At 63.8% G+C, this 12949-nt stretch carries 11 protein-coding genes; all 11 read left to right on the forward strand.

Annotated elements, in window-relative coordinates; translation table 11 throughout:
* Positions 1-92 precede the first annotated feature (92 nt).
* The 11 genes from OZ911_RS05360 (at position 93) to OZ911_RS05410 (ending at position 12830) form a co-directional block, all read left to right on the forward strand.
* Positions 93-1715, forward strand: coding sequence for a methyl-accepting chemotaxis protein (locus tag OZ911_RS05360; protein WP_016485163.1), 1623 nt, complete (start codon positions 93-95; stop codon positions 1713-1715).
* 5 nt (positions 1716-1720) lie between these two features.
* Entirely contained in the window at positions 1721-2227 is a 507-nt protein-coding gene (locus OZ911_RS05365; RefSeq protein ID WP_016485164.1) for a chemotaxis protein CheW, read from the forward strand.
* Positions 2224-3498 carry a CheR family methyltransferase gene (locus OZ911_RS05370; RefSeq protein WP_070086569.1) on the forward strand — a complete coding sequence of 425 codons (1275 nt, stop codon included), beginning with the start codon at positions 2224-2226 and terminating at the stop codon, positions 3496-3498. Before OZ911_RS05365 ends, OZ911_RS05370 begins: the two co-directional genes overlap by 4 nt.
* A complete protein-coding gene (locus OZ911_RS05375) occupies positions 3495-4160 on the forward strand; it encodes a chemotaxis protein CheW (protein ID WP_016485166.1) in 666 nt (221 codons plus the stop codon). The genes OZ911_RS05370 and OZ911_RS05375 overlap by 4 nt, the downstream gene beginning before the upstream one ends.
* The gene (locus tag OZ911_RS05380; protein ID WP_070086570.1) at positions 4157-6457 is read left to right on the forward strand and encodes a hybrid sensor histidine kinase/response regulator; all 2301 of its coding nucleotides are present in this window, start codon (positions 4157-4159) and stop codon (positions 6455-6457) included. Before OZ911_RS05375 ends, OZ911_RS05380 begins: the two co-directional genes overlap by 4 nt.
* Positions 6454-7467, forward strand: coding sequence for a Wsp signal transduction system protein-glutamate methylesterase WspF (gene wspF / locus OZ911_RS05385; RefSeq protein ID WP_016485168.1), 1014 nt, complete (start codon positions 6454-6456; stop codon positions 7465-7467). The genes OZ911_RS05380 and wspF overlap by 4 nt, the downstream gene beginning before the upstream one ends.
* Before the next feature lie 51 nt (positions 7468-7518).
* A complete protein-coding gene (gene wspR / locus OZ911_RS05390; protein WP_016485169.1) occupies positions 7519-8523 on the forward strand; it encodes a Wsp signal transduction system regulator diguanylate cyclase WspR in 1005 nt (334 codons plus the stop codon).
* Between the two features lie 123 nt (positions 8524-8646).
* Positions 8647-9742 (forward strand): peptide chain release factor 2 gene (gene prfB, locus OZ911_RS05395; RefSeq protein WP_096425666.1). Its coding sequence is split into 2 segments (ribosomal slippage): positions 8647-8718 and positions 8720-9742, totalling 1095 coding nucleotides; the frame shifts between segments, so codons are not numbered across the junction.
* Positions 9743-9835: 93 nt separating this feature from the next.
* On the forward strand, positions 9836-11338 hold the full coding sequence (gene lysS / locus OZ911_RS05400) for a lysine--tRNA ligase (RefSeq protein WP_012270790.1): 1503 nt from the start codon (positions 9836-9838) through the stop codon (positions 11336-11338).
* A 209-nt stretch (positions 11339-11547) separates the two neighbouring features.
* Positions 11548-12252, forward strand: coding sequence for a TetR/AcrR family transcriptional regulator (locus OZ911_RS05405; RefSeq protein WP_016485171.1), 705 nt, complete (start codon positions 11548-11550; stop codon positions 12250-12252).
* Positions 12253-12281: 29 nt separating this feature from the next.
* A complete protein-coding gene (locus OZ911_RS05410) occupies positions 12282-12830 on the forward strand; it encodes a hypothetical protein (RefSeq protein WP_016485172.1) in 549 nt (182 codons plus the stop codon).
* The last annotated feature ends 119 nt before the right edge of the window (positions 12831-12949 follow it).

Genomic DNA, 12949 nt, shown 5'->3' on the forward strand with positions numbered 1-12949 from the left:
GTTTAGCCCTCACTTCACCCGCAAATCTGTAAGGCCTCTGGGCTATACTTCGGCGATTTTTCCCGCTCGTTGTGAATTCCTGAGGGCTGAATGTGAAAAACTGGACCTTGCGCCAACGGATCCTGGCAAGTTTCGCCGTGATCATCGCCATCATGCTGCTGATGATCGTGGCCGCCTACTCGCGGTTGGTGGCCATCGAAACTGCCGAACAGGCGGTGGGGACCGACAGCATTCCCGGGGTCTATTACAGCTCGATGATCCGCAGCGCCTGGGTCGACAGCTACGTCACCAGCCAGCAACTGGTGGGGCTGTCCAACCACCGTGAGATCACTTCAGCCGACATGGAACTGTTCAAAAGCTTCGAAGACCGTCTCAAGCAGCACATGGCCAGCTACCAGGCTACCATCCAGGACAAGGACGACCAGACCCGCTTCGAGAGCTTCGTGCAACTGGAAGAGAACTACCTCAGGATCGTCAATCAGGTGCTGGATGCATATCGCCAGCACAACTACGCCGAAGCTGAACGGCTGATCATGGAGGTGCTGACGCCGGCCTGGGTGGAAGGGCGCAAGCACCTTAATGAAGTGATCGAATTCAATCGGGCGTCTGCCGCCTCCGCCACCAGCGAGATTGTCAGCGCCGTGAGCACGGCCAAAGGCAGCATGGTGGTTTCGCTGCTGCTGGCCATCGTCGCGGCCGCCATTTGTGGCCTGTTGCTGATGCGTGCCATCACCGCTCCCATGCAGCGCATTGTCCATGCGCTCGACAGGTTGCGCTCGGGTGACCTGAGCATGCGCCTGAGCCTGGACCGCAAGGACGAGTTCGGCGCCATCGAAAGCGGGTTCAACGAAATGGCCGAGGCACTGGCCAACCTGGTGGCACAGGCACAGCGCTCGTCGGTGCAGGTGACCACGTCGGTTACCGAAATTGCTGCCACGTCCAAGCAACAGCAGGCCACTGCCACCGAAACGGCAGCTACCACCACCGAAATCGGCGCCACCTCGCGGGAAATTGCGGCCACTTCACGTGATCTGGTGCGGACCATGACCGAAGTCACCTCCGCCGCTGATCAGGCTTCCAGCCTGGCCGGCTCCGGCCAGCAGGGGCTGGCGCGCATGGAAGAGACCATGCATCAGGTGATGGGCGCCGCCGACCTGGTCAACGCCAAGCTCGGTATCCTCAACGAGAAGGCCAGCAACATCACTCAGATGGTGGTAACCATCGTCAAGGTTGCCGACCAGACCAACCTGCTGTCGCTGAACGCCGCCATCGAAGCGGAAAAGGCCGGCGAGTACGGCCGTGGCTTTGCTGTGGTGGCCACCGAAGTGCGCCGCCTTGCCGACCAGACCGCCGTGGCCACCTACGACATCGAGCAGATGGTGCGTGAAATCCAGTCGGCGGTATCGGCCGGGGTCATGGGCATGGACAAGTTCTCCGAAGAAGTACGCCGTGGCATGTTCGAAGTGCAGCAGGTGGGCGAGCAGCTCAGCCAGATCATTCACCAGGTGCAGGCCTTGGCGCCGCGCGTGCTGATGGTCAACGAAGGCATGCAGGCCCAGGCCACCGGTGCCGAGCAGATCAACCAGGCGCTGGCCCAGCTCAGCGATGCCAGTACCCAGACCGTCGAGTCGCTGCGCCAGGCCAGTTTTGCCATCGATGAACTGAGCCAGGTGGCCGCCGGCCTGCGTGGCGGCGTGTCGCGTTTCAAAGTCTGACCGCGATGAACGACTTGCAACCGCGCGCCGCACCCGTGCACAACGTCAAGGGTGAGTTGTACCTGCAGTTTCGCCTCAGGGAGCAGCGCTTTGCCCTGAGCGTACACGAGGTGATCGAGGTGCTGCCGCGCCAGCCGCTCAAGCCGATTGCCCAGGCACCTGCCTGGGTCGCGGGCATCCTCGCCCATCGCGGCCAACTGGTCCCGGTGATCGACCTTGCCGCGCTGAGTTTTGGCCAACCTGCGGCGCAACGCACCAGTACGCGCCTGGTGCTGGTGCACTACCGTGGCAGCCTGCAGCTTGGCCTGATCCTGGAACAGGCCACTGAAACCCTGCGTTGCCAACCCGACGAGTTCCAGCCCTATGGCGTGGACACGGGCGAAGCGCCATATCTGGGCCCGGTGCGCCAGGATGCTCTGGGCCTGCTGCAGCGCATCGAAGTCAATGACCTGCTGACCGACGCCGTGCACCAATTGCTGTACACGCAAGACCCGACAGGGATGCTTACATGAACGAGCAGCGTTTTTTCCGCTTCCTGCGTGAGCGTATCGGCCTGGACGTGGAGTCGGTGGGCGCGCCCATGGTCGAACGCGCACTGCGCCAGCGTTGCGTTGCCGTGGGCGCGGCGGACCTGGAAGATTACTGGCTGCGTCTGCAGCAGTCGACGGATGAGCAACAAGCGCTGATCGAAGCGGTGATCGTCCCGGAAACCTGGTTTTTCCGATATCCCGAATCCTTCACGGCACTGGGCAGCCTGGCCCACAAACGCCAGGCCCAACTGGCGGGCGCGCGGCCACTGCGATTGCTCAGCCTGCCTTGCTCAACCGGCGAGGAACCCTATTCGCTGGCCATGGCCTTGCTCGACGCCGGCATGGCGCCGGGCGCATTCATCATTGATGGCATGGACATCAGCCCCAACTCGGTAGCCAAGGCCGGGCAGGCTGTGTATGGCCGCAATGCTTTCCGTGGCAGCGAACTGGGCTTTCGCGAACGCTATTTCGATGCGCTGGACGAAGGCCACCGCCTGCATGAACGGGTACGTCAGCAGGTCAGCCTGCAGGTGGGCAATGTGCTTGACCCGGCGTTGGCCAGCCGCGATGGGCTGTATGACTTCGTGTTCTGCCGCAATCTGTTGATCTATTTCGACGTGCCTACCCAACAGCGTGTGTTCGAAGTGCTCAAGCGCCTGTTGCATCCACAGGGTGTGCTGTTCATCGGCCCGGCCGAAGGCAGCTTGTTGGCGCGCCTGGGCATGCGTCCGCTAGGGATCGCCCAGTCGTTTGCCTATGTGCGCCAGCAAGGTAACAGCACCCCGTTGCCGGCGACACCCGCCCAGCCCGCGAGGCGGACGCTGGCGACTTTACCCGCATCAGGTTATCCGCCGCCCGGCGTGCCGATGCGGCGCCCGCTGCGGGTGCTGCCGGCGGTGACCCGTCCTGCGCCAGCCCGTGAGCACAAGCCCGAGGCCGCCAGCGAGTTGCTGGCCAGCATTGCCCGGCTGGCCAATGCCGGCGCCAGCGAACAGGCGCGTGAAGAATGCCAGCGCTACCTGAAGCAGTATCCGCCGTCCGCCCAGGTGTACTACTGGCTGGGGCTGCTCAGTGATACCGAGGGCGATGCGCAGCAGGCGCTGACCCACTATCGCAAGGCCCTGTACCTGGAACCACAGCACCCCGAAGCGCTGGTGCACCTGGCCGCCTTGCTGGCGGCCCAGGGCGATCTGGCCGGCGCCCGGCGCCTGCAGGATCGCGCAGTGCGGGCTGGTCGGGAGCCTGAACGATGAACACTGAATCCGCGTTGCAACTGCTCGCCGAGGATGACGCGCACATCGACGACTGCTGGAACCGTATTGGCGTGCACGGCGACAAGCAGTGCCCGCTGCTGGAGCGGCATGTTCATTGCCGCAATTGCGAGGTGTATGCCGCTGCGGCTACGCGTTTGCTCGACCGCTATGCGCTGATGCCGGATCACCAGGCAGCAGCGGTACAACAGGTCGAAGAAAACACCGGCCGCTCCATGCTGCTATTTCGACTGGGCGAAGAATGGCTGGCGCTGGCCACTGCCAGCCTGGCCGAAATCGCCCCGCTACAGGCTGTGCATTCGCTGCCGCACCAGCGCTCGCGGCTGCTGCAGGGGGTTGCCAATGTCCGCGGTGCGTTGGTCCCATGCCTGTCGCTGGCTGATTTGCTGGGTGTGCAGGCCGGCACCGCCGAGCAACGGAGCGGTCGGGCCATGCCCCGCATGCTGATTCTGGCTGCCGCAGGTGGGCCTGTAGTGATGGCCGTCGAGGAAATCGACGGTATTCACCGGCTCGACCCATTGCTGCTGGGCAGCGGCCAGGACGCCTCACGCTTCACCGCTGCTGTCCTGCAGTGGCGCGGCCGCAGCGTGCGGGTGCTGGACGATCAACACCTACTGTCTGCCGTGCAGCGGAGCCTGTCATGACCCCAGAGCAAATGCGCGACGCATCGTTGCTCGAACTGTTCAGCCTGGAGGCCGAGGCGCAGACCCAGGTGCTGAGTGCTGGCTTGATGGCACTGGAACGCAACCCCACCCAGGCCGACCAGCTTGAGGCGTGCATGCGTGCCGCTCACTCGCTCAAGGGGGCCGCGCGCATCGTCGGGGTGGATGCTGGTGTCAGCGTTGCCCACGTCATGGAAGATTGCCTGGTGGCGGCGCAGGAAGGTCGGCTGCGGCTGACCGCCGAGCACATTGACACACTGTTGCAGGGGACCGACCTGCTGATGCGTATCGCCACGCCAGGCGATGCCGCGGCGCAGGCGACCTTGCCGGTGTTTCTTGCGCAGATGGCCAGCCTGCTCGACCCGGGCGCTGCGATGCCTGCACCGCCGCTGGCTGCACCCGTGGTCCCAGAGCCGCCGTTGGCAAGCTTGCCGTCTGCCCCCCCGGTATTGCCAGCCGAACCGCCGGAGCCAGAGGCAGAGCCCGAGCCGATTCTGCAGCGCAAGGCTGGCAAGCGCGCAGGCGAAGGTGCCGAGCGGGTACTGCGTGTCACCGCCGACCGCCTCAATAGTCTGCTCGACCTGTCCAGCAAGTCGCTGGTGGAAACCCAGCGGCTCAAGCCTTACCTGGCCACCCTGCAACGCCTCAAACGCATGCACGGCCAAGGCATGCAGGCGCTCGACGGCTTGCGCCTGCAACTCGAGGACAGTGGCCAGAGCAGCGAGGTGCTCGAAGCCCTGGCGCAAACCCAGCGTCTGCTGGCGGAAACCCAGCAGATCCTGCAGCAGCAGGCGGCCGACCTGGACGAGTTCGGCTGGCAGGCCAGCCAGCGTGCGCAGTTGCTGTATGACACGGCCCTGGCTTGCCGCATGCGGCCGTTTGCCGACGTGCTGACCGGGCAGAGCCGCATGGTCCGCGACCTGGGCCGTTCGCTGGGCAAGCCGGTGAGGTTGGTGGTGGAAGGGGAGAAAACCCAGGTCGATCGCGATGTACTGGAAAAGCTCGAAGCACCGCTGACGCACCTGTTGCGCAATGCCGTCGACCACGGCATCGAATTGCCCCAGCGGCGCCTGCTGGCGGGCAAGCCCGACGAAGGCGTGATCCGCCTGCGGGCTTCGCACCAGGCCGGCATGCTCAGCCTGGAGCTGATCGACGATGGCGCCGGTATCGACCTGGAGCGCCTGCGCAGCAGCATCGTCGAGCGTGCCCTGTCGCCCGCCGACACTGTGGCGCGCATGAGCGAGGCGGAACTGCTGACGTTCCTGTTCCTGCCTGGTTTCAGCCTGCGCGACACGGTCACCGAGGTGTCCGGGCGCGGTGTGGGGCTGGATGCGGTGCAGCACATGATCCGCGAGCTGCGCGGCTCGATAGAACTGACCCAGGTGGCGGGGCAGGGCTGCCGCTTCCACCTGCAGGTACCGCTGACCTTGTCGGTGGTACGTAGCCTGGTTGTCGAGGTGGGCGGTGAAGCCTACGCCTTCCCGCTGGCCCATATCGAACGCACGCTGGAGGTGACCGCCGAGCAGATCGTACAGATCGAAGGGCGCCAGCATTTCTGGCATGAAGGCCGGCATATCGGCCTGGTGGCAGCCAGCCAGTTGCTCAACCGCCCGGCCGGGCAAAGCGACGAAGCCAGCCTGCGCGTGGTGGTGATCCGCGAGCGCGAGCAACTGTATGGCGTGGCCGTGGAGCGGCTGGTGGGCGAGCGGGTGCTGGTGGTGATGCCACTCGACCCACGGCTGGGCAAGGTGCAGGACATTTCCTCTGGCGCTTTGCTCGATGATGGCTCGGTGGTACTGATCGTCGATGTCGAAGACTTGCTGCGCTCGGTGGAAAAACTGCTCAGCACCGGCAGCCTGGAACGCGTCGAGCGCGGCAGCAGCGGTGCCCGCGGCGTGGTCCGTAAACGCATCCTGGTGGTCGACGACTCGCTGACCGTGCGCGAGCTGCAGCGCAAGCTGCTGGGCAACCGCGGCTACGATGTGGCGGTGGCGGTAGATGGCATGGACGGCTGGAACGCCCTGCGCGGCGAGGACTTCGACCTGCTGATCACCGACATCGACATGCCGCGCATGGACGGCATCGAGCTGGTCACCCTGGTTCGCCGCGACCAGCGCCTGCAGTCGCTGCCGGTAATGGTGGTGTCCTATAAAGACCGTGAGGAAGACCGACGGCGTGGCCTGGATGCAGGCGCCGACTACTATTTGGCAAAGGCCAGTTTCCACGACGATGCGTTGCTGGATGCTGTGGTGGAGCTGATCGGAGGTGCTCAGGGATGAAGATCGCCATCGTCAATGACATGCCCATGGCCGTCGAGGCGCTGCGCCGGGCGGTCGCCCTGGAGCCTGCTCACCAGGTGGTGTGGGTGGCCAGCAACGGCGCCGAGGCGGTGCAGCGCTGCGCCGAGCAATTGCCGGACCTGATCCTGATGGACCTGATCATGCCGGTAATGGACGGCGTGGAGGCCACCCGGCGGATCATGGCCGAAACCCCGTGCGCCATCGTCATCGTCACGGTGGACCGCAAACAGAATGTGCACAGGGTGTTCGAGGCCATGGGACATGGTGCCCTCGACGTGGTCGATACCCCGGCGCTGGGCGCTGGCGATGCCCGCGAAGCGGCGGCACCGCTGCTGCGCAAGATCCTCAATATCGGCTGGTTGGTCGGCCAGCAGCGCAGCCCTGCCGCAAAGCCGGTTGCCGCGCCCGTGCGCGAGGCTTCCCAGCGTCGCGGGCTGGTGGCGATCGGCTCGTCTGCGGGTGGCCCGGCGGCCCTCGAAGTGCTGCTCAAGGGTTTGCCGGCAGCGTTTCCGGCGGCCATCGTGCTGGTCCAGCATGTGGACCAGGTGTTTGCCGCAGGGATGGCCGAATGGCTCAGCAGCGCAGCAGGCCTGCCGGTGCGCCTGGCCCGCGAAGGCGAGCCGCCGCAGCCGGGCCAGGTGTTGCTGGCAGGCACCAACCACCACATTCGCCTGCTACAGAATGGCCAACTGGCCTACACTGCCGAGCCTGTCAATGAAATCTATCGGCCATCGATCGATGTGTTCTTCGAAAGCGTGGCACGTTACTGGAATGGCGATGCGGTGGGCGTGCTGCTCACCGGTATGGGCCGCGACGGCGCCCAGGGCCTGAAGCTGATGCGTCAGCAGGGCTTTCTGACCATTGCCCAGGACCAGGCCAGCAGCGCAGTGTACGGCATGCCCAAGGCTGCTGCGGCCATTGATGCCGCGGTGGAAATTCGCCCGCTTGAACGCATCGCCGGGCGCTTGATGGACTTTTTCGCAAAATGACGAAATGTAATGAATCACGCCGCCAGGCCGGCAGTGATCGGGTGAACAGGTATGAATGAATTACCGATCGAGGGTTTTCCCACCACCAACGAGAACTCGGCGATGGTGCTGCTGGTCGACGACCAGGCCATGATCGGCGAGGCGGTGCGGCGGGGGCTGGCCAATGAAGACAACATCGACTTCCACTTCTGTGCCGATCCGCACCAGGCGGTGCTACAGGCCATGCGCATCAAGCCCACGGTAATCCTCCAGGACCTGATCATGCCTGGTCTTGACGGTCTGACCCTGGTGCGCGAATACCGCAACAACCCGGCCACTCAGGACATCCCGATCATCGTCCTGTCGACCAAGGAAGATCCGCTGGTGAAGAGCGCGGCGTTTGCCGCCGGGGCCAACGACTATCTGGTCAAGCTGCCGGATACCATCGAACTGGTCGCGCGTATTCGCTACCACTCACGCTCCTACCTCACGCTGTTGCAACGCGACGAGGCCTACCGCGCCTTGCGCGTCAGCCAGCAGCAACTGCTCGATTCCAACCTGATGCTGCAGCGGCTGATGAACTCCGATGGCCTGACCGGGCTGTCCAATCGCCGCCACTTCGACGAGTACCTGGAGCTGGAATGGCGCCGCGCCATGCGGGAACAGCAGCAGCTGTCGTTGCTGATGATCGATGTGGATTATTTCAAGGCCTACAACGACAGCTTCGGTCACCTTGCCGGCGACGAGGCTTTGCGTCAGGTAGCCGAGGCGATCCGTGGCTCGTGCTCGCGGCCGACCGACCTGCCGGCCCGCTATGGTGGCGAGGAGTTTGCGCTGGTGCTGCCCAATACGTCGCCCGGCGGGGCACGCCTGGTGGCCGAGAAGCTGCGCCAGACCGTGCTGGCCCTGGGCATCCCGCACACCGCTCCGGCTGCCGATGCCCGCCTGACCGTGAGCATTGGCCTGGCCACCCAGACCCCGGCCGTCGGCAGCCACTGCCGGCTGTTGATCTCGGCGGCGGACAAAGGCTTGTACCAGGCCAAGAACAGCGGGCGTAACCAGGTTGGCATTGCCTGACGGCAGGTACGCCGCTGCCATGGGGTAAATACGGCGCTCCGGTCGCCCGGCGGGTCTGCCGTCGTGCAGCGGACTCGGTTATACTCGCAGGCTTTTCACCGAATTCGCACGAGTAGCCAGCCCATGGAAATCCAACCGATCCTGAACACCATCAAGGACCTCACCGAGCGTTCCCAGTCCATTCGGGGGTATCTTTGACTACGATCACAAGCATGACCGCCTGATCGAAGTCAACCGCGAGCTGGAAGACCCCAACGTCTGGAACAAGCCCGAGTACGCCCAGGCCCTGGGCCGCGAGCGTGCCATGCTGGCACAGGTCGTCGAGACCCTGGACAAGTTGTCCAATGGCCTGTCCGACTGCAAGGACCTGCTCGACATGGCTGTCGAGGAAGAGGACGAAAGCGCTGTCAGCGACGTCGAGACCGAGCTGCAGGGCCTGGAAGAGTCCCTGGCGCAGCTTGAGTTCCGTCGCATGTTCAGCGGCGAAATGGACATGAACAACGCCTACCTGGATATCCAGGCCGGCTCCGGCGGTACCGAGGCGCAGGACTGGGCCAACATCCTGCTGCGCATGTACCTGCGCTGGGCCGACAAGCGTGGTTTTGACGCCACCATCATCGAGCTTTCCGAAGGTGAAGTCGCCGGCATCAAGGGCGCCACCGTGCACATCAAGGGCGAGTATGCCTTCGGCTGGCTGCGTACCGAAATCGGTGTGCACCGCCTGGTGCGCAAGAGCCCGTTCGACTCCGGTGCCCGTCGCCACACCTCGTTCTCGGCGGTATTCGTGTCGCCCGAAATCGACGACAAGGTCGAGATCGAGATCAACCCGTCCGACCTGCGCATCGACACCTACCGTTCCTCCGGTGCCGGTGGTCAGCACGTGAACACCACCGACTCGGCCGTACGTATTACCCACGTGCCGACCAACACCGTGGTGGCCTGTCAGAACGAACGCTCCCAGCACGCCAACAAAGACACCGCCATGAAAATGCTGCGGGCCAAGTTGTACGAGCTGGAAATGCAGAAGCGCAATGCTGCTTCGCAGGCGCTGGAAGACAGCAAGTCGGACATCGGCTGGGGCCACCAGATCCGTTCCTACGTACTGGATGACTCGCGCATCAAAGACCTGCGCACAGGCGTAGAGCGCAGCGACTGCCAGAAAGTGCTGGACGGTGACCTGGACCAGTACCTGGAAGCAAGCCTCAAGCAAGGGCTGTAAGCCGCACTCCACTGCCGCGATACCTGGCTACCCGCCGGTATCGCGTGCCCTGCCCGAATAGGGCAACGAATACCTGATGGAAAGAATGACGACATGAGCGACCTCAAGACCGAATCGCAAGACCTGCAACAGGAAGAAAATGCCCTGATCGCCCTGCGCAAGGAAAAACTTGCCGCCGAGCGCGCCAAAGGCAACGCCTTCCCCAACGACTTCCGTCGCGACAGCTACTGCAACGACCTGCAGAAACAGTACGCGGACAAGACCAAGGAAGAGCTGGAAGCAGCCGCGATCCCGGTCAAGGTTGCCGGCCGTATCATGCTCAACCGTGGCTCGTTCATGGTGATCCAGGACATGACCGGTCGTATCCAGGTCTACGTCAACCGCAAGACCCTGCCAGAAGAAACCCTGGCCGCAGTCAAGACCTGGGACCTGGGCGACATCATCAGCGCCGAAGGCACACTGGCCCGTTCCGGCAAGGGCGACCTGTACGTCGAAATGACCAACGTGCGTCTGCTGACCAAGTCGCTGCGCCCGCTGCCCGACAAGCACCATGGCCTGACCGACACCGAGCAGCGCTACCGCCAGCGTTACGTCGATCTGATGGTCAACGAAGAAACCCGCCACACGTTCCGTGTGCGTTCGCAGGTGATCTCGCACATTCGCAAGTTCCTCATCGAGCGTGACTTCCTCGAAGTTGAAACGCCAATGCTGCAGACCATCCCGGGCGGCGCGGCGGCCAAGCCGTTCGAAACCCACCACAACGCCCTGGACATGGCCATGTTCCTGCGTATCGCGCCGGAGCTGTACCTCAAGCGCCTGGTGGTCGGTGGCTTTGAAAAGGTGTTCGAGATCAACCGCAACTTCCGTAACGAAGGTGTTTCGACGCGTCACAACCCTGAATTCACCATGCTCGAGTTCTACCAGGCCTACGCCGATTACCGCGACAACATGGACCTCACCGAGGAACTGTTCCGCGAGCTGGCACAGCTTGTACTGGGCTCTACCGACGTGCCGTACGGCGACAAGGTGTTCCACTTCGGCGAGCCGTTCGTGCGCCTGTCGGTGTTCGACTCGATCCTCAAGTACAACCCGGAACTGACCGCTGCCGACCTGCAGGACGTTGACCGCGCCCGCGACATCGCCAAGAAGGCCGGTGCCAAGGTGCTGGGCCACGAAGGCCTGGGCAAGCTGCAGGTGATGATTTTCGAAGAGCTGGTCGAGCACAAACTGGAGCAGCCGCACTTCATCACCGAGTACCCGTTCGAAGTGTCGCCGCTGGCCCGTCGTAACGACGACAACCCGGCTGTCACCGACCGCTTCGAGCTGTTCATCGGTGGCCGCGAAATCGCCAACGCCTACTCCGAGCTCAACGATGCCGAGGACCAGGCCGAGCGCTTCCTGGCCCAGGTGGCCGAGAAGGACGCCGGTGACGACGAAGCCATGCACTACGATGCCGACTTCGTGCGTGCGCTGGAATACGGCATGCCGCCGACCGCCGGTGAAGGCATCGGTATCGACCGGCTGGTGATGCTGTTGACCAACTCGCCGTCGATCCGCGACGTGATCCTGTTCCCGCACATGCGTCCACAGGCCTGAGTGAATTGAACAAGCCGCCTTTCGAGGCGGCTTTTTCTTGCCTGAAGCTTTATGTTGGCTGTACTGGCTCTATCGCCGGCAAGCCAGCGCCCACAGGTACTGCATAGGTCCTGACGATTGTGCGGGCCTGTGGGGGCTGGCGTGCCGGCGATGAGGCCAGCGCAGGCCGCAGATGACTTGAACCGTGAGGTATCCCCGTGACACCCGCCATGCCTGATCAAGGCGCCGCCGGCATCGCTACCGCCGTCGCCGAAAACGTGCAATACCAAGGTCGCAAGACTGCCCGCCAAGGCAGCGAACAGCGCCGCCAGCTGATCCTCGACGCCGCCATGCGCATCGTTGTGCGCGATGGGGTTCGCGGTGTGCGCCACCGTGCGGTGGCCGCCGAGGCCGCTGTGCCGCTGTCGGCCACCACCTACTACTTCAAGGACATCGAGGACCTGCTCACCGACACCTTCGCCCAATATGTCGAGCGCAGTGCCGCCTACATGGCCAAACTGTGGGCCAACACCGAGGTGGTGTTGCGCCAGTTGCTGGCCCAGGGCGACGGCAGCCCGCAGGCACGGGCGCGGCTGGCTGACGAAGTGGCGCGCATGACTGCCGACTATGTGCAGCGGCAACTGCTGAACCGCCGCGATTTCCTGATGGCCGAACAGGCCTTTCGCCAGGAAGCGCTGCTGTGTCCACGCCTGGCTGAGCTGGTACGTGCCCACGAGCAGATCCTGCTGCACGGCACCCGGCAATTGTTGCAGGTGGTGGGATCGCGGCAACCGGAACAGGACGCCCAGATGTTGACGGCGATTATCGAGCAGATGGAATATCAGGGCCTGCTCAAGGATGCGAACGCGCAAGCCGATGGGCAGATGCTCGCTATGCTTACCCGATACCTGCAGCTGGTGCTGGCATCGGCCTGAGCCGAGACCGATTTTTCAAGGAGAACCTGATGAAAGCCTGGCGTGTGGTGTTGTTGACTCTGTCATTCCTGCTGCTGGGCGGTTGTCTGGTGACCTTCCATGAGCCTTTGCCCAGCAACCAGGCGGCGCCCAAGGCCCTGCTCGGCAAGTGGAGCAGCAAGGACGCCTGGGGCGAGCCGTTGAAGCTGACCATCAGCCGCAGCGGCGGCGGTGCCTACAAGGCGGTGGCCACGGCCAAGGGCAAGGCGCCTGAGGAATACGTGTTCACCGTTTCGCGCCACGGTAACCGCTGGTACCTGTCGGCAGGCGTGCCCAAGCGCCTGGGGGGCAACTTCCTGATCGGCGGTTTCGACATCGTCGAGGGCAAGGAGCTGGTAGTCTACAACCTGGATGTCGAGCAGGTGCAGCAGGCGGTGGACAAAAAGGAACTGACCGGGCGCAGTACCGAGGTGCCGGAAGACAACGGTGACGGCGTGCTGATCGACAGCCCGTCGGCGCGTGTGCTGGCCTACCTGGACGACCCGGCCAACTCCGATTTGTTCGTCGAAGTGGCGCGGTTCCAGCGTACTGGCAAGTAGTGACCTGTGCCGGCCTCTTCGCGGCTAAAGCCGCTCCCACAGGTACTGCATCAGGCTTGAGACCTGTGCGGTCCCCGTGGGAGCGGCTTTAGCCGCGAAGAGGCCAGTACAGGCAACAC

The sequence above is a fragment of the Pseudomonas fortuita genome (assembly GCF_026898135.2).
Lineage (GTDB): Bacteria > Pseudomonadota > Gammaproteobacteria > Pseudomonadales > Pseudomonadaceae > Aquipseudomonas > Aquipseudomonas fortuita.

Bases quoted from the DNA above. Each gene is read 5' to 3' on its own strand.
- OZ911_RS05365 (WP_016485164.1), top strand. From the start codon at position 1,721: ATGAACGACTTGCAACCGCGCGCCGCACCCGTGCACAACGTCAAGGGT.
- OZ911_RS05370 (WP_070086569.1), top strand. From the start codon at position 2,224: ATGAACGAGCAGCGTTTTTTCCGCTTCCTGCGTGAGCGTATCGGCCTG.
- OZ911_RS05375 (WP_016485166.1), top strand. From the start codon at position 3,495: ATGAACACTGAATCCGCGTTGCAACTGCTCGCCGAGGATGACGCGCAC.
- OZ911_RS05380 (WP_070086570.1), top strand. From the start codon at position 4,157: ATGACCCCAGAGCAAATGCGCGACGCATCGTTGCTCGAACTGTTCAGC.
- wspF (WP_016485168.1), top strand. From the start codon at position 6,454: ATGAAGATCGCCATCGTCAATGACATGCCCATGGCCGTCGAGGCGCTG.
- wspR (WP_016485169.1), top strand. From the start codon at position 7,519: ATGAATGAATTACCGATCGAGGGTTTTCCCACCACCAACGAGAACTCG.
- lysS (WP_012270790.1), top strand. From the start codon at position 9,836: ATGAGCGACCTCAAGACCGAATCGCAAGACCTGCAACAGGAAGAAAAT.
- OZ911_RS05405 (WP_016485171.1), top strand. From the start codon at position 11,548: ATGCCTGATCAAGGCGCCGCCGGCATCGCTACCGCCGTCGCCGAAAAC.
- OZ911_RS05410 (WP_016485172.1), top strand. From the start codon at position 12,282: ATGAAAGCCTGGCGTGTGGTGTTGTTGACTCTGTCATTCCTGCTGCTG.